Genomic DNA, 25,623 nt, shown 5'->3' on the forward strand with positions numbered 1-25,623 from the left:
TTGCTATGGTGACGATGTCGAGATGGTGCAGCCGTTGACGGTGACGGTGCTCGCGCTGGTCGAACCGGGGCCGCCGGCCGTCGAGGACGAACTCGACACGTTGCCTCCCGCGGCCTGGACGTGCACCGACGATCCGCCGGCCGAGCTCGAGCTCGACAGCGAGCCGCTCGATGAGGTCGAGCCGGTCGTGCCTGAACCTGATGAGCCCAGCGCGGTGATGCTGCCGTCGGGATGTTTTTCGACCGTGACCCGGCAGGTCTCGCCGGATGCGGTCTTGCCGGTTTTCTGCATGGTTTCCGCCGCAGCGGCGCTGCCTATCAAAGTCAACGCTGCAATCGCAACGATTGATCTGTTCATGCCAGTCCTCCTCAGGAAGGACGAAGGAGCGGCATTGCTGCCGCTCCGCCGGCCGGGATGTCAGTCCTTGTCCTTCTTCATCTCGTCCTTGTGGTGGCCTTTGCCCTTGTCCATGCCGGTGTCGCTGGCATGACCGGCGGAGGAGCCTGCCGCTCCCACGGTCGAGCCGCTCTTGCCGTCGCCCGCGGACGAGCCGCCGGTGCCGACCGTCGATGCGGAATTGGAGCCGGAGCCTGCCGCAGAGCCGCCCGTGCCGACACTGGACGAGCTCTTGCCGCCGCCCGCCGACGAACCGCCCGTGCCGAGCGTCGAGGCCGAGCCTGAGCCGCTGCCGGAGCCCGCTGCGGAGCCGCCGGTGCCGACGGACGAACTGCTGGTGCCGCCGCCGGCCGACGAGCCGCCGGTGCCAAGCGTCGAGGCCGAGCCCGAGCCGCTGCCCGAACCCGCCGATGAACCGCCGGTGCCGACGGTCGAGTTGCTGGTGCCGCCGCCGGCTGACGAGCCGCCAGTGCCGACCGTCGAGCTCGACTGCGCCATGGCGAGCGCCGTACCGGCCAGCAGCGCAGCTGCGGCCGCAGACAATTTCAGAATCCTCATCGTTGTCTCCTCCAATGATCAAATTGCCAAAACAGGCTCGGGATAAAGTGGCAAGCTGCAGAAACGTTCCTTGGATGGATATGCCGATGTGGAAAATGCGCGCGTATGATCGTGGCCGGGTTCCAGCGGCGAAACGCGGCGCGTTGATGGTGAGCGGGAACAGCGAAGCTCGACGATCTGAAGACAACAGACGCTAGTCCGACGACAATCCCGTCCTGCGCCGCAGATCCGTGATCGCGCGCAAGAAGCTGTCGGCCGGCGTCGTCTCCGGATCGATCAGGCGATGCAGGCGAAAGCCGTCTTCCAATGCCAGCACGACGGAGGCCATCCAGGGCGGGTTCAGCGTGTCGCCCTTCGCGCTGCTCTTCAGCGTCGCCTCGACGATGTCGGCGACCAGCTTGCGCCGCGCGCGCAGGCGCTTTGCAAGTTCAGGCCGGCGCTTCTCGGCGCGCGCGACAAACAGGATCATCTCCATGTGCAGCAGCGGCGAGCGGCCGAGCGGGTCTTGCCTTGTGCGATCCATCGCCTTCAGCGCCGCGATGAAGTCGTCGAGATTGTCGTGCTGCGCGAGGATGTCCATGTTGCGCCGGATCGACTGCGCGACATGGTCCTCGAGCATGGCGATGATCAGCTCGTCCTTGCTCTTGAAGTTGGAATAGAACGCGCCGCGGCTGAAGCCGGCCGCCGCCGCGATCGCCTCGATGCTGGCGCCGCCGATGCCGTCCTCCTCGAACACGCGCGCGGCCGCCTCGAACAGCTTGTCGCGCGTGTCGTCCCTGGTTGGCCTGGTTCTCACCCTTGACATCGGAGCAGTTTAGGGCAGAATGCAACTCGATACAATAATGTATCGAGTTGATAATTCAGGGACGGTTACGCTGCGCAAGAGGGGCTGCCCGGCGTATTCGATTCATGCGGCAACCGATATGAGGTCACCATGAACGAGCACGTGCAAGGCACCGGCGGTCCGCTGTTCAATCCGCTATCGCCGGACTTCATCCGCGATCCCTATCCGCATTATGACCGGCTCCGCGCGATCTTTCCGATCCACGTGACGCCGTTCGGCCAGTTCGTCACCAGCCGCCATGCCGATGTCAGCCTCGTGATGCGCGACAAGCGCTTCGGCAAGGATTTCGTCGAGCGTTCCAAGCGCCGCTATAGCGAGAAGATCATGGAGGAGCCGGTCTTCCGCAGCATGAGCCACTGGATGCTGCAGGCCGATCCGCCCGACCACACCCGCCTGCGCGGCCTCGTCGTGAAGGCCTTCACCGCCCGCCGCGTCGAGGACATGCGGCCGCGCATCCAGGCGATCGTCGACCAGACCATCGATGCCGTGATCGACCGCGGCCACATGGACCTGATCGAGGATTTCGCGTTCCGCCTGCCTGTCACCATCATCTGCGACATGCTCGGCATCCCCGAGGACCATCGCGAGACTTTCTATAACAGCTCGCGCGACGGCGGCCGGCTGCTCGACCCCGTGCCGCTCTCGCCGGAGGAGATCGCCAAGGGCAACGCCGGCAACATGATGGCGCAGATGTATTTCCAGCAGCTGTTCGAGCTGCGCCGCCGCAGCCCCGGCGACGATCTCATCACCCAGCTTGTGCAGGCCGAGGAAGACGGCAACAAGCTCACCAACGAGGAACTGACCGCCAACATCATCCTGTTGTTCGGCGCCGGCCACGAGACCACGGTCAATCTGATCGGCAACGGCCTGCTTGCGCTGCATCGCAATCCGGATCAGCTCGCGCTGTTGAAGGCGCGGCCGGAGCTGATGGTGGGTGCGATCGAGGAATTTTTGCGCTACGATTCGTCAGTGCAGATGACCGGGCGGGTTGCGCTGGAGGATATCGACGATCTCGGCGGCGCGAAGATCCCCAAGGGCGAGACCGTGCTCTGCCTGCTGGGCTCGGCCAACCGTGACCCGGCGGTCTATCCTGACCGCCCCGACCGGCTCGACGTCACCCGCCAGAATGTGAGGCCGCTGTCGTTCGGCGGCGGCATCCATTTCTGCCTGGGGGCCCAATTGGCCCGCCTCGAGGCCGAGATCGCCATCGCCACGCTGTTGCGTCGGCTGCCGGACCTGCGCATCGACGACGTCGAAAACCCGGAATGGCGGCCGACCTTCGTGCTGCGCGGCCTGAAGCGGCTGCCGGCGAGCTGGTGATAGCCGCCCGCACTGGTCCTGCGAGCACTGGCCCTCATCCTGAGGAGCCCGCAAAGCGGGCGTCTCGAAGGATGGCCGCGGGCGAGAGCGGGGCCTCTATGGTTCGAGACGGCGCTTCGCGCCTCCTCACCATGAGGGTCTCACACCGGCGTTAACCTCCGCGCGCAACAGTCGCTGTGACTTCGCCACACTTCCCCCTATATAAGGGGCTGTTCCGGTACGTCTGAGGCCCTGCGGCTCAGGCAAGGCCCGCATCCGGTTTGGCCGAGGGGAGACCCGTGCAGACGACGCTGCTCGGATTGGCGATTGCCTTTATCTTAGCGCTGCTGGCCGCGCTGATCGGACCTTACTTCGTCGACTGGAACCAGTTCAGGCCCCAGTTCGAAGCAGAGGCCGGCAGGATCATCGGCGTGCCGGTGCGGGTGGCGGGCGAGCTGGACGCGCGGCTGTTGCCGGCGCCGACGTTGCGGCTGCGCGCGGTCACCTTCGGCGGCAACAACGATCTCGGCCGCCTGCGCGCCGACAAGCTCGACGTCGAGTTCAGCCTGAGCTCGCTGATGCGCGGTGAATGGCGCGCCACCGAGCTTTCGGTCAACGGCATGGCGGTCGATCTCGGCCTCGACGCGCGCGGGCGGGTCGATTTGCCGTCCACCGCGAGCGGCAGCTTCAATCTGGCGTCGCTGGCGATCGAGCGGCTGAACCTCACCGGCCGCATCGCCCTGCATGATGCCGCCAGCCGTTCGACACTGGAGCTCAACGACATCGCCTTCTCCGGCGACGTGCGCTCGCTGGCCGGCTCGGTCCGGGGCGACGGCCGTTTCACCGCCGCTGGCGTCCGCTATCCGTTCCGCGTCTCCTCCGGCCCGAGCGCCGACGGCAACGCCACCCGCCTCCACCTCAACATCGATCCCGGCGAGCGCGCGATCCTGGCCGATCTCGAAGGTGTGCTTGCCTTTGACAACCGCCTGCCGAAATTCGACGGCGCACTGACGCTCGCGGTGCCTCCGAGCAAGAAGGCGGGCGAGGCGGGGCCGATGCCCTGGAAGCTCACCACGAAACTCAAGGCCGATCCGGCCGGCGCCAAGTTCGAGCAGGTCGATGCCAGCTTCGGCAGCGAAGATACCGCGCTGAAGCTCGGCGGCGTCGGCGATATCAGGTTCGGTGCTTCGCCGCTGCTGCGTGCCGTGCTGTCGGCGCGACAGGTCGATGCCGACAAGCTGGCCGGCAAAGACGAGCCACAGCGCATCCTGCCGGCGCTCCGTGCGGGCCTCGCCGCAATCCCGCAGGCCCCGATCCCGGCGCAGATCGAGTTTAACTCCGACCAGATCATGCTCGGCGGCCGGCCGCTCCAGAACATCACGGCCGAGCTTGCGACCGACGGACGGTCCTGGACCTTCCAGCGGCTCGAGCTGCGTGCACCGGGCCAGACGCAGCTCTCGCTCAACGGCGCCACGCCCGGCGCCGACAGTTTCAGCGGCCGTCTCAGCGTCGATTCCTCCGATCCCGATACGCTGGTGGCCTGGCTCCAGGGCCGCAACGAGGTCAACCGCCGCAGCACGCGGCCGCTGCGCCTTGCCGGCGACGTGACCATCGCCGCCAACCATTTCGCCATCGACAGGCTGAAGGCCGACATCGAGGGCGGCGCGGTCGAAGGCCGCATCGCTTTCGTCCAGACCGGCGCGAGCAAGGGCTCGCGGATCGACGCGGAGCTCAAGGCCGACCGCCTCGACCTCGATGCCGCCGCAAGCTTTGTGCGCGCGCTTTCGGGGCCGCAGGGCGAATGGCCGGAGGAAGCGAAGCTTTCGCTCGATATCGGCCGTGCGATCTCGGCCGGGCAGGAGCTGCGGCCGTTTGCGGCAAAGCTCGGCTACGGCCCGGCATCGCTCTCGCTGGAGCAGTTACGGTTCGGCCAGGCCAGTGGCGTGACCACGGAAGCAAGCGGCAGCTTCGACCGCGCCAAGGCCATTGGCAAGCTCGCGCTGAAATCCTCCGCCAATTCGCTGCGCGATCTCACCGCGCTGCTCGAACCGTTTGCGCCATCTGTGCGCACGCGCTTCGACGCCATCCCGTCGCTGCCAGGCGCGACCCGCCTGAAGCTCGACCTCACCCTCGACAAGAACGCCGAGTATGCCGATCGCAACGACGCGCGCGCCGTATTCGAGCTCGACGCGCCGCAGCTCAAGGCCAGCGCGACGCTGGCCGCGCAGACGCCGGTGGCCGCGGTCAACGGCATCGACATCGAGCGCTTGCGCAACAGCGACTTCACGCTGGATTCGAAAGTCTCGACACCGCAGGCCAGCGCACTGCTGGCGTTGCTCGGGCTCGACCGCGTGGTGGCCGCAGGCGAGGGCGCTTCGCAGCTCGAAGGCCATCTGAGCGGCGCGTGGCGCCATCAGCTGCAATTGACTGCAAAGCTCAGCGGCGGCGGGCTGGACGCGGACGCACAAGGCACAGTTGAATTGTCGGAGCCGAAAGGCAGTGTGAATTTGCGCGTGCGCAATGCCAATCTGGCCCCGCTGTTCGGGACCAGCCCGGCCGATAAATCGGTGCAGAGCGTCAATCTGTCCTCGCGCGTCGCCCTCTCCGGCAACCGCCTGACCTTCAACGATCTCGAGAGCACCGTGGCGGGTTCGCATCTGCGCGGTCACCTGGCGGTGACGCTCGATCAGGAGAAGACCGTCGAGGGCGAAGTCGGCCTCGATACGCTCGACCTCGTGCCCGCGCTCGCGATGGCCATCGGCGCGGCCGGACACGATGCCAATGCGCCGTTGAGTGCCGGGCTTCTCGGCGCCTGGCGCGGCCGCGTCGCCTTCCAGGCGTTGCACGGCACGTTGCCCGGCGGCATCGAGCTGCGCCCCTTCGGCGGCACGGTCCGGAGCGACGGTCAGTCGCTCGCGCTCGACGCGCTGAAGGGCGGCGTCGGCGGCGGCGGGATGTCGGCGAGCTTTGACGCGCGCAATGGCGCCAATGGCCTGACGCTGAACGCGCGCATCGAGCTCGGCAATGTCGATGCGGCGGCGCTGCGCTATCGCGACCTCGCGCTGCCGAAGGGACGGGCTTCGGCGCAGATGGCGCTGACCAGCCAGGGCCGCAGCGTCGCGGCGCTCACCGGCGCGCTCGCCGGCAACGGCACGGTGACGCTCGATTCCGCTGAAATCTCCGGCCTCAATCCGCGCGCCTTCGAGATCGCAATCCGCGCCAGCGACGGCGGCCAGGTGGCCGACGACAACCGGTTGCGGCAGCTGGTCGAGCCCGCGCTGTCGGCGGGTCCGATTGCAGTGGCCTCGGCGCAGATCCCGTTCACGATCCGCGACGGGCGCCTGCGCGTCGGCGCAACGTCGTTGGAGGCCAAGAACGCGCGCGCCATCGTCTCCGGCGGCTACGACATCCCCGCCGACCAGGCCGACATCCGCGCCAGCCTGACGCCGATCATGACGGGCCTCTCCGGCGCGCCGCCGGAGATCCAGCTGTTCGCGGCCGGTCCCCCCGACAGGCTCAATCGCACCGTCGATCTGGCGCCGCTGTCGTCGTGGCTTGCGGTGCGCACGATCGATCGCGAGACGCGCCGGCTGGACGCCATCGAGCGCGGCGAGCCGCCGCCGGCCACCGCCGCGCTGCCGACACTGGTCTCGCCAGACCCGGTGCCGGAGCCGTCGCTCACGGATGTGCCGATGCCCGGCCGCGATCCGCGCCGTTCGCCGCCGCCGAAGCCCAAGGCTGACATCAGGGTTGCGCCGACACCGAAGGCGCCGCAGGCCGCTCCCGCAGCGCCAAGTCCGCCACTTACAAGTCCGCCACTTACAAACCCGCCGCTTGCAAGCACGCAGATCGCGCCGCTGCCCCCGCCGATCGACGTGAGGCCGGCCCCCGGCCCGCCGCCCGCAAAGCCCAAGCCAAAGCCGCCGCTGGTGCTGACGCCACAGAATCCGTGATTGGTTTGCAGGTCGGGCCGCGGGCCTTCTTAGCCTCTCCCGCTTGCGTGCAGGGCTATTGCATATGACGTCTCGGCGGCGCCTGAGCGAGCGCCTCGTCCTTCGAGACGACCGCTTCGCGGTCTCCTCAGGATGAGGCTTAGCTGAATCGGCTGCGTTGAAATGCTGCCGCATACTCATCCCTCATCCTGAGGGCCGGCCGCAGGCGGGCGTCTCGAAGGATGGCTGCAGATTCACCGGTAAACTCATTCCCTCGCTTTTTAACGAATTTTGCTCGGCAAAACTGATCTGCCGACTTTACCGGATTCTCGCGTTTGTTCCCTAGTCTCTGTTCCCAGAGGAACTCGGCGTCCTGCCGGCACAAGCAGGATGGCTGGCCAAGAACTGGGGTCATCGGGATGAACGGCGCGACAACACTTCTGCAGGATCTGGACGACGCGATCGCACGCGGCACCGACGAAAGCCGGACCAAGGCGTTGTGGCACGCGACCGACATTCTGATCACAGGCCGCTACAGCGACGACGAGATCAGCACGTTCGGCGAAGTCATCGGCCGGCTCGCCGACGAGATCGAGGTCGCCGCACGGGTGCAGCTCTCCGAAGTCATGGCGGCCTGCGATCACGCACCGCTCAATGTCATCGCGCAACTCGCGATAGCCGACGAGATCGAGGTCGCCGGTCCCGTGCTGCGCGACTCCAATCGTATCGACGAGAAGCTGCTGGTCGAGAGCGCCATGACCAAGGGCCAGTCGCATCTGCTCGCGATCGCCCAGCGCAAGTCGATCGGCGAGGCCGTCACCGACGTATTGGTCAAGCGCGGCGACCACGAGGTCGTGACGTCGGTTGCCAGGAACGAGGGCGCGCGCTTCTCCGGCTCGGGCCTCCTGCATATGGTCCGCCGCGCCGAGGGTGACTCGATTCTTGCCGAGCAGCTTGGCCTGCGCAAGGACGTGCCGCGCCACATCTTCCAGCAGCTGATCTCGAAGGCGTCGGAGGACGTCCGCCGCCGGCTCGAGCACGAGCGCCCCGAGATGATGGCGCAGATCCAAAGCTCGGTAAGCGACGTCACCGGCGATCTGCAGTCCAAGTTCGGCCCGTCCTCGCGCAGCTATTTCGTCGCCAAGCGCGTGGTGACGACGCAGTACCGGCAGGGCAACCTCAACCAGGACTCGATCTCGAACTATGCGCGCCAGCACCGCTTCGACGAGGTGCAGATCGGCCTGTCGCTGCTGTCGTCGCTGCCGGTCGACGTGATCGAGCGTGCGATGATGGACCGCAATCGCGAGATGATCCTGGTGCTGTGCAAGGCGCTCGACTTCTCCTGGGACACCACCATGTCGCTGCTGTTCCTCGGCGCCAAGGATCATCTGATCACGGCGCGCGAGCTCCACGACAACGAGCGCGATTTCGGCAAGCTCAAGATCGAGACCTCGCGCAGCGTCTTGAAATTCTACCAGTCGCGCAAGACCGGCACCGATCCTGTCACGGGTCGTCAGCCCGAGCTCCAGGTGCACTGAGCGGTACACCGAGCATCATCCGGGAATTGGCAGGGAGTATTTGCAATGTTGCCTCAATTCGGCACCGCCGTTCGCAAGAAGAACCTCAACAAGGCCGCAGCCGGCGAGATCGGCGGCGGAGCAGCGGACCAGGCCTCGGTCGATGCCGCCTGGCTCGTGCTGGAAGCCGCCAACGATCTCGGTGACCATGCCGCGATCGAGGCTTGCCGTCGCGTCATCGACGCCGAGCTGAACGGCACGGTGGCCGGCAGCGCGGATGTAGATCTCGTGCTGGGATATTTCAGGTAAGGCCCCGCAGGCGTCCGCTGCATCCGCCTACGCGGCCGTTTCCACAACGTCATTGCGAGCGCAGCGAAGCACTCCAGTCTGCCGCCGCGGAAAGATTCTGGATTTCTTTCGCGGAGCCTGTCATCGGGCCGCGCTTCGCGCGGACCCGGTGTCTAACAATGATGAAGCGCAGGGCACCGCCGCCGACCGGCGAATTTCTGTTCAAGGACATCGTCCTGCTGTGCGTCTGCGTGGTGTTGTTTCTGGCCTCCCTGCCGAAATCGGTTGTCCGGCTGCGCACCGAATGATCGTCAGGTCGTCTCTCACCGCCGGATCCGGTAGAGGACGCCATTCTCGCCGTGACGGAACGTGCTTCGCTCGAGGAGATAGTTGGTCTTCTCCAGAACGCGGCGCGATGCGCCATTGCCCACATAGACCAGGCCGATGAGGGACGGCAGCTCGTGGTGTAACAGTCCGATGTCGGTCAGCGCGGTCGCGGTCTCGCTTGCAAGGCCGCGGCCCCAGAACTCGCGCTTGAACGCGTAGGCTATCTCGATCTCGTCGATATCGTCCACCAGGATGTGCCGGATGCCCGCCCGCCCGGCGAATGCCCCGTCGTTCGCTCGCAACACCCACAGCCCGAAGCCATGCTGGTCCCAATGGGAGATATTTGCGTCCAGATAGGTCTTCGTCCTCTCAGCCGGGCGGACGCCGCCGAGATAGCGCGAAACGTCCGCATCGAGATGCAAGGCGACGAGGTCGGCGAGATGATTTTCGTTCAGCCTCTCGGCCGTCAGGTTCTCGGTGCTGAAATGATCCATGGACCCGGATAGCCACTTTCGGAGCAGGTCAAGATGACGCGCCTTCGCCGTCCCTCATGATTTCTAACACATCCTAACGGGCAATTTTGGCGGCATCCGGTCAATGTTCCAATGGAAAAGCGGCCGGCATTTCCAAATCAGCACGATTGTCGACGGAGATCGCATGACGTCCAAATCGCAAATCGAATCACCGCAACGGCCCGCGAGCGTCTCCCGCCGTGGTTTTGTGGGAGGTCTGTCGGCGGGCGTTCTAGGGGCGGTTGCGACCGAAGCGGCGGCCGCGCAAACGCTGGCTGACGTTCCTGATCGCGGGCCCGGCGCCGATCTCGGTGCGCACAGCGAACGATCGCGCTTCGTCAAGATCGATCGCATTCCCGAAGCAGGACCGGGCAAGCGCAACGTCGACCCCAATGATGCCATCAACTCCAAGACGCCGCATCAGAAGCTGGTAGGCAACATCACGCCGACCGATCTGCATTACGAGCGCAGCCATTCCGGGGTGCCGGACATCGATCCCGCGCAGCACCGTCTGCTGATCCATGGCCTGGTTCAGAAGCCTCTGGTGTTCAGCGTCGATGATCTCAAGCGGATGCCGTCGGTCACGCGCGTGGTCTTCATCGAATGCACGGGAAACGGATGGGAAAACTGGAAGAAGGCAGACCCTGATCTGACGGTGCAGAACACGCACGGCCTCGTCAGCACCAATGAGTGGACCGGCGTTCCGCTGAAGTTCCTGATTGGTCTCGCGGGCAAGGAGAAGAACTCGAACTGGATGCTCGCCGAGGGAGGCGATGGCGCGGGCGTCGACCGCAGCATTCCGCTGACCGACGAAATCGTGAACGAGGCCTTTGTCGCCTACGGTCAGAACGGCGAACCACTGCGCCCCGCGCACGGCTTTCCGATGCGGCTGGTAATGCCGGGCTTCGAGGGCAACCTCAACATCAAATGGCTGCGTCGTCTCAAGTTCGGCACTGAGCCTTGGATGACCCGCTGGGAAACGGCGCGCTATACGCAGCTGCTTGCCAACGGCAAGGCCCGCCAGTTCCAGCTGAGGATGGAAACCAACTCCGTCATCACGCAGCCCTCGGGCACGATGCAGATCCAGCCCGGCTACAACCGTATCTCCGGTCTCGCCTGGAGCGGCCATGGCAAGATCGCCAAGGTCGAGATATCGACCGACGGCGCGAACATCTGGAAACAGGCGCAGCTGAATCAGCCGGTGCTGTCCAAGGCCCAGGTTCGATTCCAGATGGACTGGGTCTGGGACGGCAAGCCGACACGGATCGTGAGCCGCGCGACCGACGAGCAAGGCAATGTTCAGCCGGACCGGCAGTCCTTCATCGCCGCGATGGGGAGCAATGCGCTGTTCCATTACAACGCCCAGCAGACCTGGAGCATCGACGAGGCCGGGAGGGTCCGTAATGTCCTCGCTTGACAATCGGCTTGTCGCAGCGGCTCTCACGCTCGGCCTGCTCGCAGCGCCCGCATTTGCGTCCGATTTCGGCCGTCCCGCAACCCCGGCGGAGATCAAGCTCTGGGACATCGACGTCGCCCCCGATGGCAAGGGTCTGCCTGTCGGCGGCGGCACGGTTGCACAGGGGAAGCAGGTCTTCGCCGACAATTGCGCGGCCTGTCATGGCGACAACGGCCAGGGCGGGATCAAGGATCGGCTGGCCGGGGGGCAGGGCACACTCGCTTCCGGCGCGCCGGTCAAGACCGTGGGCAGCTTCTGGCCCTACGCGACGACCTTGTACGACTACATTCACCGCGCGATGCCATATCCCACGCCGGGTTCGCTCAGCACCGACGACACCTATGCCGTCACCGCCTATATCCTGAGTCTGAACGGCATCGTTCCCCCCGACGGCAAGGTTGATAAGGACAGCTTGCCGAAGATCAAGATGCCCAACCGCGACGGCTTCATTCCGGAGCCGGAATTCGATCCGGCAAAACTATTCCGCAAGAAATGAGCGTGTGATCATGAGGGTTTCGGCGCTGGTCAAGATCCTCGCTTTGGTTGCTGCGACATGTTTATGGGAGACCCAAGCCATGGCCGTCGACGGACTCATCACGATCAAGAGCAGTTTCGGGCCCGAAGAGACGATGAAGCGGCTGGAAGCGGAAGTGACGGCCAAGGGCCTCACAATATTCGCCCATGTCGACCATGCCGCGGCCGCCGCCGCTGCCGGTCTGCCGTTGCGCCCGACCGATCTCATCATCTTCGGGAACGCCAGGGGTGGCACGCCCTTGATGCAGCAGTCGCAGACCAGCGGCATCGATCTGCCGCTGAAGGCGCTGGTCTGGCAGGACGAGCAAGGCGCGACGTGGCTGTCCTACAACGATCCGGCGTATCTCGCCGGGCGTCACGGCATCGGTGAGCCGGCCAAGGCTGCAATCGTCGCCATGACGGCGGCCCTGCACGCGATTACGACCAAGGTCACCGCACCCTAGCGCAACGGGACGGCCGCGCGACGCGTGCGCCTTGAGGAGAGATCCATGACCAGCACCAACGGGCAACCGGACTCACCTGCTCCCGGCGACGGCAAGATCGCCAGATGGGCGGTCATCGCGGTGTTATGCGCCTTCCTCGTCGGTGCCGGCGTCCTCGGCTATCTCGGCTGGTCCAGCACGACGACGGAGGTGCCGGCATCGGGTTATGTCGCACTGGTGCTCGGTGTCGTGTTTTCGCTGGTTGTCGGCATCGGCTTGATGGCGCTGGTGTTCTACAGCAGCCGCAAGGGTTACGACGAACCGGCGGTGCTGATCCGGGAGCCGGAGAGCGATGCGGACGAAGATGTCGTCAGCTCACGCTCCGGTACACCGCCCACTGAGCGAGTACACTGAGCCGGATGATCGCATCGAGATGCAATGTGGCGAGGTCGGCGAGGTGATCTTCGCGAAGCCTTGGTGCGCTTAGCCTCGCAAGATCGGGCTCAGCTTCCTGAATCTTTCAACCAGGAGGCAATCGTCTGATTAAGGTCATCAGGCACTTCATGCTGAATAAAGTGGCCAACGTCAGGCACGATCTTGACCGTGAGATTGTCCGGATTTTCAATCCATGACTTTTCCAGATCAATCGTGCTTAGCAAGGCGTGGGTCTCCTCGATTCCGTGCACATGCAAGACCGGGCATTTGATCACGGCACCGGTGAGTTTCTTCATGGTTGGATCGAAAAGATTGAGCGCAAGCTGGGAAAACGCGTAATTGGCTTTGTAATAATTCATCATGGACGAGATGGAAGATTTCGCGAAAGCCTCGACGTATCGACTCCTCACCTGTGGATCGACAACCCAGTATGCCAAATCCTGCGCAGTCAAATTGTCGCCTTTGCCTCGAGCGAAGAACCGTGTGGCGTAGGCGCTGGCCTTGGCCTGCGCGATAGGATGGTTCCAAGGGAGCAATTCCCTCGTGATGGCGCCGGGATGAGGAACGCTGAGGACGACAAGTCTTTCGATCAGGTCCGGATTTTGCCCGGCGAATAGCCACGACAAAGCGGCGCCCCAGTCGTGCCCGATCAGGATGGCCTTGCGACCGTTTCTCTCTGCATTGATCACGGCACGGATGTCATCGAGGAGAACCGGAAACTTATAGTTCTCGACGCCTTCCGGCCGATCGCTCAAATCGTATCCGCGCAGATCGAGAGCGACCACCTGATAATTTGCTGAAAATGCCTGGATCTGATTTCGCCAGGAATACCAAAAGTCGGGAAACCCGTGCACGAACACCATCAGCGGTTTTTGATTGGAGCCCATGGTGACGTAGTGGATTTTCGTTCCTGCATTTTCCGCATATCGGTGCAGAAGGTTCGGATCCTTATCGATATCAACGGCGGGCTCGCTCAAAGCGACAGGGATCTTGTTGTGCCAGATGGCATCGCTTGACGTTTCTCCGCAAACGACGCGAGTGGACATCGCAGTGAACATGGCAGCTCCTAAAAGCATCATCGCGCAGGATCTAGAGGCCATCTCAGTGGTCCCATTCGCTAGAACAATTGCCGAAACCGAAATTGCTTGAGCTCATTTGAGTATGTCCTGCGCAGCAATCTGTAAAAGTGTAGTTCCATCTATTGCAACTTCTGGAAGTAAATTTGATAAAGATGATATGGCGGGCACATTTACTATGGTGATCGCCATAGTATGGCGATCACCATAGCGGTGTCAAGCCATGCGTGTTATGCTGACGGGATGCCCCGTAAGACTGACGCCCGCGATCGCGCGATTGCCACTGCCGAGCGACTGTTTCGCATCCAAGGCTACACTGCGACGGGATTGAGCCAGATCATCGAAGAAAGCGGCTCGCCCAAAGGATCGTTCTATTTTCATTTTCCGCGCGGTAAGGCACAGCTCGCAGAAGAAGCAATCGATCATTACGTTGCGACCAGAATGGCTGTGTTGCGGGCTATCTCGGCGAATACGACCGGCGATGCCCTGAGTTTTGTTCGCCAGATTTTCGGCGCGTTCGCGGCCGAGATGGTCGCCTCTGATTTCCAGTATGGATGTCTCATGCAGAATCTGGCGAATGAGCTTCCTGCACTCGACGCTGAACTGACCATACGGGTCGCGCGCGGATTTGCTGATTCAACCGAGATCGTCGCGGAGCATTTCAGGGGGTGCGGTTTCACGTCCGCGCGCGCATCTTCGACCGCTTCCGCATTGGTCGCTGCCGTCGAAGGCGCACGTACGATCGCCCGCCTGCAACGCACAGCGGCTATATTCGACGCGCTGGCGGATGTGAGTGTCCAGGGGTGGGCGGCCCCCGAGGGGAAGCCCGAGGTCAGCTCCCGGCGGCGCGGACGATAGCTGCAACGGCGAACTTCCTTGCCGTTGCAATTGGGATGAAGCGATGTTCACCGCGTCGTTCCAGACGCGCGGCATCGAATGACATTGACGCGGAATAACGGGCAGTGCTTCTTACCATTGCAAGGACGCGCTTTCGTTGGGGGTGACGGCCGTCCAGCGAATGTTCCGACGCGGAGTGGCAATGGATTTCGAGCGCGACATAGCCAAGGTCAGCGGAATCGCTGCGGTCTCGACCATCCTCGACGTGGTCAGCCGGACTACCGGCATGGGGTTTACGGCCGTTGCCCGCGTTACGGAGGACAGATGGATCACCTGTGCCTCGCGTGACCAACTTGCGTTCGGGCTGAAGCCCGGTGACGAGCTCAAGGTCGAGACCACGATCTGCCATGAGATCCGGCAGAGCCGTGAGGCGGTCGTCATCGACAACGTCAGCGAAGATGCCGCGTTCTGCAACCATCACACGCCTACGCAATATGGCTTCCAAAGCTACATCTCCGTGCCGATCATTCTTCCCGACGGTTCGTTCTTTGGAACTCTTTGCGCGATCGATCCGAAGCCGCGCAAGCTCCGGACTCCCGAAGTTATCGGCATGTTCAAGCTTTTTGCTGAGCTGATCGCGTCTCACCTCGATGCGGCCGAGCGCGTCGAGCTGATCGAGAGCAGGCTCGCGCTGGAACAACGCAATGCCGAACTGCGCGAGCAGTTCATCGCCGTGCTCGGTCACGACCTCCGAAACCCTCTTGCCTCGATCCAGGGCGGCCTGCGGCTTCTGAACAAGAAGGTCGATGACGAGGGGAAGAACTGGATCAACCTTCTGCAGGGAAGCGTGGCCCGGATGGCGGGCCTGATCGACAATGTGATGGACTTCGCCCGCGCGCGACTCGGCGCCGGGATGCAGCTCAAGCTGAGAGAGCAGCCACTCGAACCTGTCATCAAGCAGATCGTTGCGGAGTTCGAGAACGTGCATCCGGATCGCGTCATCGAAACCGTCGTCAGCGTTCCCCGGAGCGTGAGGATCGACGCCGACCGCATAGGTCAGATGCTGTCCAATCTTCTCGGCAACGCGATTTCCTATGGAGCCGCCAACGAGCCGATCAGGGTGCTGGCCCGGGCGACCGGAGCTGGCTTCGACATCAGCGTTGTCAACAAAGGTGCGCCAATTCCGGAGGAAGCGATGCCGCGCCTTTTCACTGCGTTCGACCGCGGCGACGTTCTGCCGAACCAGAAAGGGCTTGGGCTCGGATTATACATCGCCCAGGAGATCGCGCGCGCCCATGGTGGGTTGATCGTCGCGTCGTCGATGCGGGATGAAACAGTGTTCACCGCGACGTTTCCGGCGAGCCCGGCCCGCGCCTGAGAAGGCGTGCTACGCCGGCCTAGCTTGCCGTCACGAAGCGTCGCGCCAATTCTCCGACAATACCATCATGCGCCTGTTTTGCCCGACGGTGCAACCGGCGAACAGCTGGTAGCGCGGATTGTGCGAGGCTCTTCCCGGATGCGGTCCGGCGATTTTCTTGCGGACAAGGCATTGTGCCTCTTCCGAGAGAGCTGCACGAAAACTTCCAGAGGATGTGAATGGGTTCACACACACGTAGTCGCTCCGGATTTACGGTACCCGCTGATTCCGCGTAGAGCGGCCCGTTCGAACTATCTCGCTCAAGAGGGAGTTCAGGCTATGGCTAGCATCGTGTTGGGAATTGTCATTTCCATTTTGCTATCGACACAAGCCTCCGCAGATCAGGTCGGCGACGCCGCGTCCGACCTGGTTCCTTCGCTGGTGCGCTGGTCCATCACGTTGTTGGGCCTGGTCGTGGCAGGCCGGTTGGCCTGGCAGGCTTTTGGCCGCGCGGTCAACATTGCCGAAGTCCCGACTTTCCCGCGATACATGACGACCCGGCAGCAGTATCGATTGGGTGGGTTCATCTTTGTCATATTCTCATGCGGCTTCTTCCTTCTTCTCATCCATGAGAACCGCGACGTCATTGCCCTGGCGCCGCTGGTTCCTGCAATCCCGGAGACCGTCATAGAGGCAGCGAAAAGTCAGTCTGCTCCGTACCTGACCGTCGTCGCCGCAATGGGGGCCGTGTATCTGTTCCTTCTGACGAAGGAGGCTCAATGGAACGTCCTGCTGATGGTGCGCGATGTGATCCAGAGCTGGATCAGCGTGCCTCAACTCGCGAAGCAGATCATGGCGCAAATCCGCTTTTCGCTGCGTGTGCCGCCGGATGTGCTCTCGAAAGTCATCGCGAATTCGCCGGATGTCGTCGATCAGGACTTCCGCAAGGATCCGAACACCCCGGATCGCATGTGGGCGGAAATCTGTTACATGAAATGGTGGCTGGCGCAGGGACGCGACACCGGTGATGACGCCACCTTCTTCACCGAGGACAGCTTTGGTTTCGACAAGCTGATGGCAGACTTCCAGCAGGCTGCGCCGACGATGAGCCAGTGGAAGGCCGGGACGTTGACGGGCCTTGCTGCGCCCCCGGCCACGCAATTGATCAAGGACCTCTACAATCGATTTGCCCGGCTTGTCGCGTGCTACCTGATCTATCGCAACGGCTCCCGCATCGACCTGCGCAACGAGGCCAGCAAATTCGGCATCGAAATCGATGCGCCCATTCACGACAATCCGCTACGGTACTGGATCGTCTATATCATTGCCTTGATCTGCTCCGTTTATCTGGGCGTGACCATTTCGGCCGTGATTTATGACATGCTGCAAGGCAGAGGCGTCGTCTGGGCGCAGGACCCCAATCGCTCGATTGCATGGGTCATGTATTCGCTTTGCAATTATGGATTGGCAATCGTCGTCGTTCTCTTGCTTCGATTTGCGATGTCGTCTCTGGGAAGCGATTCAGATCAGTCCCACCTCACCACTTATTGCTGGAGCTTCCTGGTCGCGCTCGCCGTAGGGCCTGCTGGTCTGACGGTGGCCGTGCATAACTTTGGCGAGGGCAACCTGCGGGAAATGTCTCTTGCCAGCCTTTACTTTGCGATGTTGCGGTGGGGCTTCGGGCCGGCGCTCGTGACAGTCTATATTTCGTACTATCTCGACCGGCAGAGCTGCTCAGATCTGCCGGACATCGACAGTTCGGTGCGAACGGTCGCGTGGCGACTGTTCAATTGCTTCGGCTTTGCGGCAACCAACGTGTTCCTGCTTCTGCCCCAACTGCTATCGATGGTGGCACAGGAGGGGGCAATCTGGGAAACCAATAAGCTGCGCTTCATTGCGGCTGGGACGACGTTCTGTCTGGCATTCGGCCTCGCATTGGCCGCGCAGTTCGCGCTCAAGAAGGAGCGGATCGGAACGGTGCTGGCGCATAAACCGGCTTGACGCCAGATATGGTCGATCGTGGCGATGATGCCATCATGCTCCTGTTTTGCCCGACGGAGCAACTGGCGCGGCCCTGCGGCCGGACGATTTTCGCACGAGTGTAAGTCATTGATTTCACAACACCCGTCTACTGTGCATGGGGTTGTTTTCGCAGTTTTTGTTTTGGGACCTACCCCGCCCCGAACGCGACCGCGACATTGTAGGTCAGAAGGCTCGCGGCATAGGCCAGCACCAGCATGTAGAAGAAGGTGACGGCCATCCAGGTCCAGCTTCCGGTCTCGCGCCGGATCACGGCCAGCGTGGATGCGCATTGCGGAGCGAAGATGTACCAGGCCAGCATCGACAGCGCGGTCGCGAGCGACCATTTCGTCGCCAGCACCTGGCCGATCTGCTCGGCCGCTTCCTTGCCGCCTTCTATCGCATAGACGGTGCCGAGTGCCGCGACCGCGACCTCGCGCGCCGCCATGCCCGGGATCAGCGCGACCGCGATCTGCCAGTTGAAGCCGACGGGCGCGAGCAGCGGCTCGAGCGCCTTGCCGATGATCGCGGCGAGGCTGAAGTCGATCGCCGGTTCGGTGGCGCCCGCGGGCGGCTGCGGGAACGAGGCCAGGAACCAGATCAGCACCATCATCGAAAAGATCGTGGTGCCGGCGCGGTGCAGGAACATCTTGGCCCGCGTATAGACGCCGATCGCGATCGATTTCAGGCGCGGCATCTTGTAGTCCGGCAGCTCCAGCATGAACGGCGCCGGCGCATAATCTCGCAGCATGAAGAACTTGATGAGGAACGAGACGGCAAGCGCGCTGGTGATGCCGGCAGCGTAGAGGCCGAACATCACGAGGCCCTGGAGGTTGATGAAGCCCCAGACGTCCTTTGCCGGAATGAAGGCGGAGATGATCAGCGTGTAGACGGGAATGCGCGCCGAGCAGGTCATCAGCGGCGCGATCAGGATCGTGGTCAGCCGGTCGCGCTTGTTGTCGATCACGCGCGTCGCCATGATGCCGGGGATGGCGCAGGCGAAGCTCGACAGCAGCGGAATGAAGGCGCGGCCGTGCAGGCCGGCGCCGCCCATGATGCGGTCCATCAGGAACGCGGCGCGCGCCATGTAGCCGAAATCTTCCAGCAGCAGGATGAACAGGAAGATGATGATGATCTGCGGCAGGAACACGATGACGCTGCCGACGCCTGATATCACGCCGTTCTGCAGGAAGCTCTGCAGCAGGCCGGCGGGCAGGGTGGCGTGCACGAACTCGCCGAGGGAGTCGAAGCCCGAGTTGAGCAGCTCCATCAGCGGCTGCGCCCAGGCGAACACCGCCTGGAACATCACGAACAGGATAGCCGCGAGCACGATCAGGCCGCCGACGGGATGCAGCACGATTGCGTCGATCCGCGCCGTCCAGGTGTCGGGCCTGCTGGGCAGGCTGACGCAGTCGCCGATGATGCGGTCGGCTTCGCGCTGGGTGGCGCGCAGATCGGCCACGCTGAGCGCCCGCCAATTGTTCTCTCCCGGCTCGGCGGCGAGCTTTGCCGAAATCTCGTCGGTCAGCGACAGCAGGTCGGCCGTGCCGCCCTTGCGCACCGCGATCGAGGTGACCACGGGCACGCCGAGTTCCTTGGCGAGCCGCTCGACGTCGACAGTGATGCCGCGGCGGGTCGCGATGTCGAACATGTTGAGCACGAGGATCATCGGCCGGCCGGTACGCTTGAGCTCCAGCAACAGGCGGATGGTCAGGCGCAGATTGGTCGAATCCGCCACGCACAGCACGAGGTCGGGCACGATCTCGCCGGTGGCCTTGCCGAGCACGAAGTCGCGGGTGATCTCCTCGTCCGGGCTGCGGCCGCGCAGCGAATAGGTGCCGGGCAGGTCGACCACGGAGACCTGGCGGCCCAACGGTGTGACGAAGAAGCCTTCCTTGCGCTCGACGGTGACGCCGGGATAGTTCGCGACCTTCTGCCGGCTGCCGGTCAGCGCATTGAACAGCGAGGTCTTGCCGCTGTTTGGCGTGCCGACCAGGGCGAGATGAAGTAGGGGCAATTCCATGGAATTGGGGTCCGGTCGCTTCAGGCGACAATGATGGCCATGGCTTCGCGACGGCGGACCGCGATGGTGATGCTGTCGACCCGCACCGCGATCGGGTCGCGCCCGACCAGCCCCTCGTGCAGGATCTCGACCCGGGCGCCCTCGACGAAGCCGAGCTCGATCAGCCGGCTCTCGAGCTCGATGTCCGAGAGCGCCGAACCCGCGTCCTTGGGAGAAAGGTGCTGGATGACGCCGGTATAGCCGCGCTGGGCCAGGCCCAACGGCATCTGCGGACGCGTATCATGGATGTCGGTCATGCCCTGTATTTTCAACGCAGGGCATCGAGGTCAAGCGCGCTCGGTCGCTGAAACTGCACCTTAGAGTGATTTTAAAGTACCAGCTTCGTGACGGAGGCGATTGGCGCCAGGATCAGCGTCAGGATCGCGGCTCCTAGGCCGGGACCTTTTCCGCCTGGATGGCGGCCATGGCGCGGCTCTTGAAGTAATCGAGCACGAACAGACGGATCGCCGAGGACAGATTGCCCTGCTGGCGGTTGCCGTCGATCTCGCCGACCAGCTCGGACAGCGTCATGTTGCGCAGGCCCGAGATCTCCTTCATGCCGTTCCAGAACGCCTCTTCCAGGCTGACGCTGGTCTTGTGACCGGCGACGACGATCGACCGTTTGACGACGGGCGACTTCATGGCTGCTCCTCGCGATCGATCTGGTGCTGGTCCAGGTGCGCCTTCGCCTGGTCCGCGCGCGTCTCCTCCGCCGACCGCTCCGCCTTGGTGCGGCCGAACTTCGTTCGGTTGGCGTCCGCCTGCTTCGCCGTGGCTTGCCGCTCGGCGCGCTTCCGGAAACGATTCAGGTTGATGACGTTCCCCATGTCGCGTCTCCATCATCCGATCCTCCGTGGGCAGGATGAAACATTCAGAAACTGTGCGCCGCACTGCGCCCAATGAGACTTGATCGCCATTCGCTTGTCCTCGTCAATCGACCCTTGGGCCATCAAACGATGAATTCCGCCCCGTGGGGGTGGAGGGGTTGCGTAACACGCAATCCCGCCGCGACATTGACGGTAATCAAATCCCGTCCTTTAAGCCCTACTTTAATAGAGCTTGGGGCTCCGTATCATTACGGATGGCTATCGGAATTCGGAATTTATCCCGGGCTGGTCATCTTCTCGGGGCGCACCAGGCGGTCGAACTCGTCCGCCGAGACGAAGCCGAGCCGCAGCGCCTCCTCCTTCAGCGTGGTGCCGTTGGCATGCGCCGTCTTGGCCACCTTGGCCGCGTTGTCGTAGCCGATCTTGGGGGCGAGCGCCGTCACCAGCATCAGTGAACGCTGCATCAGCTCCTTGATGCGCTTCTCGTCGGCGCGGATGCCGCTGACGCAATGCTCGGTGAAGGAGCGCGCGGCGTCCGCCATCAGCCGGATCGAGTGCAGCATGTTGTAGGCCAGCACGGGCTTGTAGACGTTGAGCTCGAAATGGCCCTGGCTGCCGGCGACCGTGATCGCGGTGTGATTGCCGAACACCTGGCAGCACACCATCGTCATCGCCTCGCACTGCGTCGGATTGACCTTGCCCGGCATGATCGAGGAGCCCGGCTCGTTCTCCGGCAGCATCAGTTCGCCGAGGCCCGAACGCGGACCCGATCCGAGCAGGCGGATGTCGTTGGCGATCTTGAACAGGCCTGTCGCGACCGAATTGATGGCGCCGTGCGCCAGCACATAGGCGTCGTTCGAGGCTAGCGCCTCGAATTTATTGGCCGCGCTGGTGAAGGGCAGCTTCGTGATCCCGGCAACGTGCTTTGCGAACAGTTTTGCAAAGCGCGGCTTCGAATTGAGGCCGGTGCCGACGGCGGTGCCGCCCTGCGCCAGCGGATAGAGCTCCTTCACCGCAACCTTGAGCCGGGCGATGCCGCTCTCGACCTGGGCGGCATAGCCGGAAAATTCCTGGCCGAGCGTCAGCGGCGTCGCGTCCTGGGTGTGGGTGCGGCCGATCTTGACGATCTTTGCGAACTCCTTCTCCTTCTTGCGTAGCGCGCGCAGCAATTCGCCGAGGGCAGGGACGAGATCGGCGGTGATGCGGCTTGCCGCCGCGATATGCATCGCGGTTGGGAACGAGTCGTTCGACGACTGGCTCATGTTGACGTGATCGTTGGGATGCACCGGCTTCTTGGCGCCGAGCTCGCCGCCGAGCATCTCATTGGCGCGGTTGGCGATGACCTCGTTGAGATTCATGTTGCTCTGCGTGCCCGAGCCGGTCTGCCACACCACCAGCGGAAAATGGTCGTCCAGCTTACCCTCGATCACCTCGCGCGCGGCGCGGATGATGGCGTTGGCGCGGCGCTGGTCGAGCAGGCCGAGCTCCTGGTTGGTCTGCGCCGCGGCGAGCTTGACGATGCCGAGCGCATGCACGAGCGAGATCGGCATGCGATCGGTGCCGATGCGAAAATTCTGGCGCGAGCGTTCGGTCTGCGCCCCCCAATAGCGATCGGCGAGGACCTCGATCGGACCGAAGCTGTCGGTCTCGGTGCGGGTCGCCGGGCGCGAGGAGCGGTCGGTCTTCGCGGGAGAAGTCTTCGAGCTGGAGGTCTTCGAGCTGGAGGTCTTGGCCATGAGCACATCCATTCCGCCGCACGAAATGCCGCGCGGCCTCTTCATGTGCCTCTATATAGGGAGTTTGGCCGCCTGCGACGGGCTCCGGCCCGATCTAGATCATTTCTTGCGGAAACGATCCAATCGCACGACTTCGGCGCCGCCCTGGTTCGGAGCCGCCGGCTCTTCGGAGCTGTCCGCAGGTTCAGTTGCAGGCGTCGGCACCGCCACCGCGGACGGGGCGGGAGCGGCCGGCAATGTCTCGGCCGAGACGTCGGCGACATCGGAGGTGTCGAACTGGAGGCCGAATTTCACGGATGGATCGAGGAAGCTCTTGATGGCGCTGTACGGCACGATCAGCCGCTCCGGAATGCCCCCGAAGGACAGGCCGACCTCGAAGCGGTCCTCGAGCACGGTCAGATCCCAGAACTGGTGCTGCAGGATGATCGTCATCTCTTCCGGATATTGGGCCAGCAGCCGCGACGACAGCTTCACGCCCTCGGCCTTCGACACGAAGGTGATGAAGAAATGGTGCTCGCCCGGCAGGCCATGAGCCGCGGCATCGGTCAGCACCTTGCGCAACACGCCGCGCAGCGCGTCGCGGGCCAGCACATCGTATCGGATATGATCGGTCGCCATGGTGGTCCTGTTGCATTCCAGGAGCTGGGCCCTGCCGGCCCGACTCGCCAAGCCGCAATAGTACCGCGCCTGACGGGTCAACAGGAGTCCCCGCGGGGTAGGAAATAAGAGGTAAGTGGAGGCTTCTGTTGCCAGGTGCCTCCGAACCCCGCCTAACGGAGCTTAACCCGTTAGGACTTCAGAATGGTCTTTCAAACTGCGTTACGCAGCCTGAGCAACCGGAGCAAAGTTGTCGTTGGCAACTATTGCATAGCCCGATAACGGCGGAACAATACCGAGAAAAAGAACGCCCTTTACGCCCTCGTCGATCCTATTTCGCCCCCGCCAAAGCCCGCTTTCAGGGCTAGCCCGCTGGTGGGCTTTGGTGGAGGCGCCGGGTACCGCCCCCGGGTCCGAATGGTTTATTACGACGACCGTTTATTTCCATAGCCGGCGAACCGGCACCCCCAATATAGGGGGCAAAGGTTTCAAATAACAGGTGTTTCGAGCGGCCATCCCGAGGTTCCCTTTGGATAGGTTCCCGACAGGCTTGGCCGCGCGTCGGCCGGCGTTCTAAGCTCCTGACATGTCCGAGGATTCCGCACCGGCTGCCCAACACCGAGATCACGACCGGACCGTCCAGCCACCAGCGCCGTTCCGCCGGGCTTGCTCGCGCTGTTCCTGGCCTTCGCCAGGATGTCGCTGGCGGGCTTCGGCGGGGTTTTGGTCTTCGCCCGGCAGGCCATCGTCGAGCAGCACCGCTGGATGACGGCCGACGAGTTCAACGAGACGTTTGCGCTCTGCCATTTCCTGCCCGGGCCCAATATCGTCAATCTGTCGATGGTGTTCGGCGCGCGGCTGCGCGGGATCGCAGGCGGCATTGCCGCCTTCGCGGGGCTGTTGCTGCCGCCCACGCTGATCATGACGGTGCTCGCGATCGTCTATGCCCGGTTCAGCGATGTGGAGGTGCTGCGCCGCATTCTCGCAGGCATCTCCTGTGCGGCCGTCGGCCTCTTGATCGCGGTGGTCTTCCGGATGATGACGCCGCTGCTCAAGCGGCTGGACGCTCTCGCGCTCGTCCTGATGGTGGGCGTCTTCCTCGCCATCGGCGTCCTTCGCCTGCCGCTCCAGGCCGTGCTTTTGGTCGCGATCCCCCTCAGTCTCGGCGCCACCTTCCTGATGCGGCGGAAGGTAGCAGCATGAACGCGGAGAACCCCATCTGGGCGCTGATCTCGACCTTTGGTCTGATGTCGCTGTTCGCGGTCGGCGGCGCCGCGGCGGCGGTGCCAGAGATGCACCGCATCGCGGTCGAGGTGCATCACTGGATGACCGACAAGCAGTTCGCCGACGCCTATGCGATCGCGCAGCTCTCACCAGGTCCGAACGTACTTATCGTCACGTTAATCGGCTATGCCGTCGCCGGCATCCCCGGCGCCCTGGCGGCGACCTTGGCCATGTGCCTGCCCACCGCGCTGCTTGCCTATTATGTCAGCCGGCTCCTCAACCGGCCGAGCCAATCGCGCTGGCCCGGGCTGATCCAGGCTGCACTGGTTCCGCTCTCGATCGGCTTGATGGCGGCGAGCGCCCTGATCCTCGCCGAGTCGACCGATCGCACGCTTGCTGCGCTGCTTCTGACGGCGACGGTTGCAGCGGTCGCATCCGTCTCGCGCATCAATCCACTATGGATTTTGCTCGTCGGGGGCTTGTTGGGTTTTGCTGGCATTGTGTAATGAAAATGGCTAGGCAGGGATCCGGGCGGGGGCATCGATTTCCAGCCGATTAGAACAACAGTGCTCGTGGCTTACGGGTCGCGGAGGAGACATGCATGGCCGATACGATGGGCCACTCGGCGACAGCCAACCGAAACACCTCGGTGGTGATCAGCTTTTGTCTGCTGGCCATAGCGCCGCAGATTTTCGAATTCATCTGGTCGTTCGGGACGATCTTTGGCTGGGGCGCCGGACGCGGCCCGGCCGCCGTGGTGATCAGCCACGTTACGGCGCTGCTCGCGGGCGCGCCCGGCGCGTTGCTCGGGGCGGTCGGCGGTGACACCAAGAAGGCGTCATCCGATGTGCTGCTGGCGCTGATCTATTCCTATCCGATCTTTGCGGTGGCGATTCTCACGTTCTTCATGACGATCAGGTCGTCGCAGGACTATGTCGGCGGAATCGTGCTGATGGCGCTCGCCTTGTTCGCACTGTGGGCCTCCAGCGATTTGCAGGGGATGCGGGGCTTCTCCTTTGGTGCCGGCACGGCGCCGCGGATGTTTGGCGGGCTGCTCGTCGCACTTGGCGCCGGCATTGCGTTGACGGGACTGCTGACCGACGGGCCGGGCATGGCACACTATGCCTGGCGTGGGCCGCTCTTCGTGATGATCTCGATCGTCTTCTTCGCGTTGGCGATTCGTCCGCTTGGGGTGGTGGTAACGGCGTTCGCAAGCTTCATGATCGCGGCGATGGGCACGCATGAGACGCGCTGGGTCGAAGCGCTCATCGTCGGGGCCTGCCTGACGCTCGGCTGCGCGCTGCTCTTCCCCTACGTGCTAGGCCTGCCGATGCCGATGTTCCCGCGCTTCCTGGTTCAGTGAGGGTG

The 25,623-nt window shown here is 63.5% G+C and carries 26 protein-coding genes and 1 other RNA gene; 15 read left to right on the forward strand and 12 right to left on the reverse strand.

Annotation, left to right across the window (positions count from 1 at the left end; translation table 11 throughout):
- Positions 1 to 3 precede the first annotated feature (3 nt).
- The 3 genes from C7G41_RS31035 to C7G41_RS31045 all read right to left on the reverse strand — a co-directional run bounded on the left by C7G41_RS31035 (position 4) and on the right by C7G41_RS31045 (position 1,759).
- Positions 4 to 357: a hypothetical protein gene (locus C7G41_RS31035; protein ID WP_106946100.1), complete on the reverse strand. Its 354-nt coding sequence runs from the start codon at positions 355 to 357 to the stop codon at positions 4 to 6.
- Positions 358 to 417: 60 nt separating this feature from the next.
- Positions 418 to 954 carry a hypothetical protein gene (locus C7G41_RS31040; protein WP_106946101.1) on the reverse strand — a complete coding sequence of 179 codons (537 nt, stop codon included), beginning with the start codon at positions 952 to 954 and terminating at the stop codon, positions 418 to 420.
- Between the two features lie 193 nt (positions 955 to 1,147).
- Positions 1,148 to 1,759, reverse strand: a complete 612-nt coding sequence (locus C7G41_RS31045; protein ID WP_106946102.1) for a TetR/AcrR family transcriptional regulator — start codon at positions 1,757 to 1,759, stop codon at positions 1,148 to 1,150.
- A gap of 129 nt (positions 1,760 to 1,888) precedes the next feature.
- Here C7G41_RS31045 and C7G41_RS31050 point away from each other — a divergent pair, with 129 nt between their 5' ends.
- The 5 genes from C7G41_RS31050 (at position 1,889) to C7G41_RS38875 (ending at position 9,142) form a co-directional block, all read left to right on the forward strand.
- Positions 1,889 to 3,118, forward strand: a complete 1,230-nt coding sequence (locus tag C7G41_RS31050) for a cytochrome P450 (RefSeq protein ID WP_199198703.1) — start codon at positions 1,889 to 1,891, stop codon at positions 3,116 to 3,118.
- Between the two features lie 278 nt (positions 3,119 to 3,396).
- Positions 3,397 to 7,050, forward strand: coding sequence for an AsmA-like C-terminal region-containing protein (locus C7G41_RS31055; RefSeq protein ID WP_106946104.1), 3,654 nt, complete (start codon positions 3,397 to 3,399; stop codon positions 7,048 to 7,050).
- Positions 7,051 to 7,448: 398 nt separating this feature from the next.
- Positions 7,449 to 8,567 carry a DUF2336 domain-containing protein gene (locus C7G41_RS31060; RefSeq protein WP_106946105.1) on the forward strand — a complete coding sequence of 373 codons (1,119 nt, stop codon included), beginning with the start codon at positions 7,449 to 7,451 and terminating at the stop codon, positions 8,565 to 8,567.
- Between the two features lie 45 nt (positions 8,568 to 8,612).
- Positions 8,613 to 8,855 carry a hypothetical protein gene (locus tag C7G41_RS31065; protein ID WP_027519553.1) on the forward strand — a complete coding sequence of 81 codons (243 nt, stop codon included), beginning with the start codon at positions 8,613 to 8,615 and terminating at the stop codon, positions 8,853 to 8,855.
- Between the two features lie 158 nt (positions 8,856 to 9,013).
- Positions 9,014 to 9,142: a hypothetical protein gene (locus C7G41_RS38875; RefSeq protein WP_306768072.1), complete on the forward strand. Its 129-nt coding sequence runs from the start codon at positions 9,014 to 9,016 to the stop codon at positions 9,140 to 9,142.
- Between the two features lie 15 nt (positions 9,143 to 9,157).
- Here C7G41_RS38875 and C7G41_RS31070 read toward each other — a convergent pair whose 3' ends face one another.
- On the reverse strand, positions 9,158 to 9,655 hold the full coding sequence (locus C7G41_RS31070; RefSeq protein WP_199198704.1) for a GNAT family N-acetyltransferase: 498 nt from the start codon (positions 9,653 to 9,655) through the stop codon (positions 9,158 to 9,160).
- 163 nt (positions 9,656 to 9,818) lie between these two features.
- Here C7G41_RS31070 and soxC point away from each other — a divergent pair, with 163 nt between their 5' ends.
- The 4 genes from soxC to C7G41_RS31090 are packed head-to-tail and all read left to right on the forward strand — an operon-like array spanning position 9,819 to position 12,499.
- Positions 9,819 to 11,090, forward strand: a complete 1,272-nt coding sequence (gene soxC, locus C7G41_RS31075) for a sulfite dehydrogenase (protein WP_106946152.1) — start codon at positions 9,819 to 9,821, stop codon at positions 11,088 to 11,090.
- Positions 11,077 to 11,625, forward strand: coding sequence for a c-type cytochrome (locus C7G41_RS31080; protein WP_106946106.1), 549 nt, complete (start codon positions 11,077 to 11,079; stop codon positions 11,623 to 11,625). The genes soxC and C7G41_RS31080 overlap by 14 nt, the downstream gene beginning before the upstream one ends.
- A 10-nt stretch (positions 11,626 to 11,635) precedes the next feature.
- Positions 11,636 to 12,106: a DUF302 domain-containing protein gene (locus C7G41_RS31085; protein WP_106946153.1), complete on the forward strand. Its 471-nt coding sequence runs from the start codon at positions 11,636 to 11,638 to the stop codon at positions 12,104 to 12,106.
- 45 nt (positions 12,107 to 12,151) lie between these two features.
- Positions 12,152 to 12,499 (forward strand): hypothetical protein, encoded by a 348-nt coding sequence (locus C7G41_RS31090; RefSeq protein ID WP_106946107.1) that lies wholly within the window; start codon positions 12,152 to 12,154, stop codon positions 12,497 to 12,499.
- An 89-nt stretch (positions 12,500 to 12,588) separates the two neighbouring features.
- Here the strand turns inward: C7G41_RS31090 and C7G41_RS31095 are convergent, their stop codons facing one another.
- The gene (locus tag C7G41_RS31095) at positions 12,589 to 13,578 is read right to left on the reverse strand and encodes an alpha/beta fold hydrolase (protein WP_106946108.1); all 990 of its coding nucleotides are present in this window, start codon (positions 13,576 to 13,578) and stop codon (positions 12,589 to 12,591) included.
- Positions 13,579 to 13,839: 261 nt separating this feature from the next.
- Between C7G41_RS31095 and C7G41_RS31100 the strand changes: the two genes are divergently transcribed.
- The 3 genes from C7G41_RS31100 (at position 13,840) to C7G41_RS31110 (ending at position 17,791) form a co-directional block, all read left to right on the forward strand.
- The gene (locus tag C7G41_RS31100; protein WP_106946154.1) at positions 13,840 to 14,454 is read left to right on the forward strand and encodes a TetR/AcrR family transcriptional regulator; all 615 of its coding nucleotides are present in this window, start codon (positions 13,840 to 13,842) and stop codon (positions 14,452 to 14,454) included.
- A gap of 181 nt (positions 14,455 to 14,635) precedes the next feature.
- Complete coding sequence (locus C7G41_RS31105; RefSeq protein WP_106946109.1) at positions 14,636 to 15,811, forward strand: GAF domain-containing sensor histidine kinase; 1,176 nt, start codon at positions 14,636 to 14,638, stop codon at positions 15,809 to 15,811.
- A gap of 318 nt (positions 15,812 to 16,129) precedes the next feature.
- Positions 16,130 to 17,791: a hypothetical protein gene (locus C7G41_RS31110; protein WP_106946110.1), complete on the forward strand. Its 1,662-nt coding sequence runs from the start codon at positions 16,130 to 16,132 to the stop codon at positions 17,789 to 17,791.
- Positions 17,792 to 17,960: 169 nt separating this feature from the next.
- Here the strand turns inward: C7G41_RS31110 and C7G41_RS31115 are convergent, their stop codons facing one another.
- The 7 genes from C7G41_RS31115 to ssrA form a co-directional block, all read right to left on the reverse strand.
- Positions 17,961 to 19,832 (reverse strand): ferrous iron transporter B, encoded by a 1,872-nt coding sequence (locus tag C7G41_RS31115; protein ID WP_106946111.1) that lies wholly within the window; start codon positions 19,830 to 19,832, stop codon positions 17,961 to 17,963.
- Positions 19,833 to 19,852: 20 nt separating this feature from the next.
- Complete coding sequence (locus C7G41_RS31120; RefSeq protein WP_018454325.1) at positions 19,853 to 20,128, reverse strand: FeoA family protein; 276 nt, start codon at positions 20,126 to 20,128, stop codon at positions 19,853 to 19,855.
- Between the two features lie 133 nt (positions 20,129 to 20,261).
- Complete coding sequence (locus C7G41_RS31125; RefSeq protein ID WP_007613372.1) at positions 20,262 to 20,513, reverse strand: ribbon-helix-helix domain-containing protein; 252 nt, start codon at positions 20,511 to 20,513, stop codon at positions 20,262 to 20,264.
- On the reverse strand, positions 20,510 to 20,698 hold the full coding sequence (locus C7G41_RS31130; protein WP_027570789.1) for a DUF4169 family protein: 189 nt from the start codon (positions 20,696 to 20,698) through the stop codon (positions 20,510 to 20,512). The genes C7G41_RS31125 and C7G41_RS31130 overlap by 4 nt, the downstream gene beginning before the upstream one ends.
- Before the next feature lie 275 nt (positions 20,699 to 20,973).
- Positions 20,974 to 22,446: a class II fumarate hydratase gene (gene fumC, locus C7G41_RS31135; RefSeq protein ID WP_106946112.1), complete on the reverse strand. Its 1,473-nt coding sequence runs from the start codon at positions 22,444 to 22,446 to the stop codon at positions 20,974 to 20,976.
- An 87-nt stretch (positions 22,447 to 22,533) separates the two neighbouring features.
- Positions 22,534 to 23,052, reverse strand: a complete 519-nt coding sequence (locus C7G41_RS31140) for an SspB family protein (RefSeq protein ID WP_106946113.1) — start codon at positions 23,050 to 23,052, stop codon at positions 22,534 to 22,536.
- 114 nt (positions 23,053 to 23,166) lie between these two features.
- Positions 23,167 to 23,533: a transfer-messenger RNA gene (ssrA, locus tag C7G41_RS31145) on the reverse strand.
- Between the two features lie 194 nt (positions 23,534 to 23,727).
- Between ssrA and C7G41_RS31150 the strand changes: the two genes are divergently transcribed.
- The 3 genes from C7G41_RS31150 (at position 23,728) to C7G41_RS31160 (ending at position 25,618) form a co-directional block, all read left to right on the forward strand.
- Complete coding sequence (locus C7G41_RS31150) at positions 23,728 to 24,234, forward strand: chromate transporter (protein ID WP_245446810.1); 507 nt, start codon at positions 23,728 to 23,730, stop codon at positions 24,232 to 24,234.
- Positions 24,231 to 24,761 (forward strand): chromate transporter, encoded by a 531-nt coding sequence (locus C7G41_RS31155; RefSeq protein ID WP_106946114.1) that lies wholly within the window; start codon positions 24,231 to 24,233, stop codon positions 24,759 to 24,761. The genes C7G41_RS31150 and C7G41_RS31155 overlap by 4 nt, the downstream gene beginning before the upstream one ends.
- 95 nt (positions 24,762 to 24,856) lie before the next feature.
- Complete coding sequence (locus C7G41_RS31160; protein WP_106946115.1) at positions 24,857 to 25,618, forward strand: tripartite tricarboxylate transporter TctB family protein; 762 nt, start codon at positions 24,857 to 24,859, stop codon at positions 25,616 to 25,618.
- Positions 25,619 to 25,623: the final 5 nt, after the last annotated feature.

This window comes from Bradyrhizobium sp. MOS002, assembly GCF_003020115.1.
GTDB lineage: Bacteria > Pseudomonadota > Alphaproteobacteria > Rhizobiales > Xanthobacteraceae > Bradyrhizobium.

Excerpts from the sequence above, each read along its gene's own strand:
- C7G41_RS31035 (WP_106946100.1), bottom strand. The coding sequence starts at position 357 with ATGAACAGATCAATCGTTGCGATTGCAGCGTTGACTTTGATAGGCAGC.
- C7G41_RS31040 (WP_106946101.1), bottom strand. The coding sequence starts at position 954 with ATGAGGATTCTGAAATTGTCTGCGGCCGCAGCTGCGCTGCTGGCCGGT.
- C7G41_RS31045 (WP_106946102.1), bottom strand. The coding sequence starts at position 1,759 with ATGTCAAGGGTGAGAACCAGGCCAACCAGGGACGACACGCGCGACAAG.
- C7G41_RS31050 (WP_199198703.1), top strand. The coding sequence starts at position 1,889 with ATGAACGAGCACGTGCAAGGCACCGGCGGTCCGCTGTTCAATCCGCTA.
- C7G41_RS31060 (WP_106946105.1), top strand. The coding sequence starts at position 7,449 with ATGAACGGCGCGACAACACTTCTGCAGGATCTGGACGACGCGATCGCA.
- C7G41_RS31065 (WP_027519553.1), top strand. The coding sequence starts at position 8,613 with ATGTTGCCTCAATTCGGCACCGCCGTTCGCAAGAAGAACCTCAACAAG.
- C7G41_RS38875 (WP_306768072.1), top strand. The coding sequence starts at position 9,014 with ATGATGAAGCGCAGGGCACCGCCGCCGACCGGCGAATTTCTGTTCAAG.
- C7G41_RS31070 (WP_199198704.1), bottom strand. The coding sequence starts at position 9,655 with ATGGATCATTTCAGCACCGAGAACCTGACGGCCGAGAGGCTGAACGAA.
- soxC (WP_106946152.1), top strand. The coding sequence starts at position 9,819 with ATGACGTCCAAATCGCAAATCGAATCACCGCAACGGCCCGCGAGCGTC.
- C7G41_RS31080 (WP_106946106.1), top strand. The coding sequence starts at position 11,077 with ATGTCCTCGCTTGACAATCGGCTTGTCGCAGCGGCTCTCACGCTCGGC.
- C7G41_RS31085 (WP_106946153.1), top strand. The coding sequence starts at position 11,636 with ATGAGGGTTTCGGCGCTGGTCAAGATCCTCGCTTTGGTTGCTGCGACA.
- C7G41_RS31090 (WP_106946107.1), top strand. The coding sequence starts at position 12,152 with ATGACCAGCACCAACGGGCAACCGGACTCACCTGCTCCCGGCGACGGC.
- C7G41_RS31095 (WP_106946108.1), bottom strand. The coding sequence starts at position 13,578 with ATGTTCACTGCGATGTCCACTCGCGTCGTTTGCGGAGAAACGTCAAGC.
- C7G41_RS31100 (WP_106946154.1), top strand. The coding sequence starts at position 13,840 with ATGCCCCGTAAGACTGACGCCCGCGATCGCGCGATTGCCACTGCCGAG.
- C7G41_RS31105 (WP_106946109.1), top strand. The coding sequence starts at position 14,636 with ATGGATTTCGAGCGCGACATAGCCAAGGTCAGCGGAATCGCTGCGGTC.
- C7G41_RS31110 (WP_106946110.1), top strand. The coding sequence starts at position 16,130 with ATGGCTAGCATCGTGTTGGGAATTGTCATTTCCATTTTGCTATCGACA.
- C7G41_RS31115 (WP_106946111.1), bottom strand. The coding sequence starts at position 19,832 with ATGGAATTGCCCCTACTTCATCTCGCCCTGGTCGGCACGCCAAACAGC.
- C7G41_RS31120 (WP_018454325.1), bottom strand. The coding sequence starts at position 20,128 with ATGACCGACATCCATGATACGCGTCCGCAGATGCCGTTGGGCCTGGCC.
- C7G41_RS31125 (WP_007613372.1), bottom strand. The coding sequence starts at position 20,513 with ATGAAGTCGCCCGTCGTCAAACGGTCGATCGTCGTCGCCGGTCACAAG.
- C7G41_RS31130 (WP_027570789.1), bottom strand. The coding sequence starts at position 20,698 with ATGGGGAACGTCATCAACCTGAATCGTTTCCGGAAGCGCGCCGAGCGG.
- fumC (WP_106946112.1), bottom strand. The coding sequence starts at position 22,446 with ATGGATGTGCTCATGGCCAAGACCTCCAGCTCGAAGACCTCCAGCTCG.
- C7G41_RS31140 (WP_106946113.1), bottom strand. The coding sequence starts at position 23,052 with ATGGCGACCGATCATATCCGATACGATGTGCTGGCCCGCGACGCGCTG.
- C7G41_RS31150 (WP_245446810.1), top strand. The coding sequence starts at position 23,728 with ATGTCGCTGGCGGGCTTCGGCGGGGTTTTGGTCTTCGCCCGGCAGGCC.
- C7G41_RS31155 (WP_106946114.1), top strand. The coding sequence starts at position 24,231 with ATGAACGCGGAGAACCCCATCTGGGCGCTGATCTCGACCTTTGGTCTG.
- C7G41_RS31160 (WP_106946115.1), top strand. The coding sequence starts at position 24,857 with ATGGCCGATACGATGGGCCACTCGGCGACAGCCAACCGAAACACCTCG.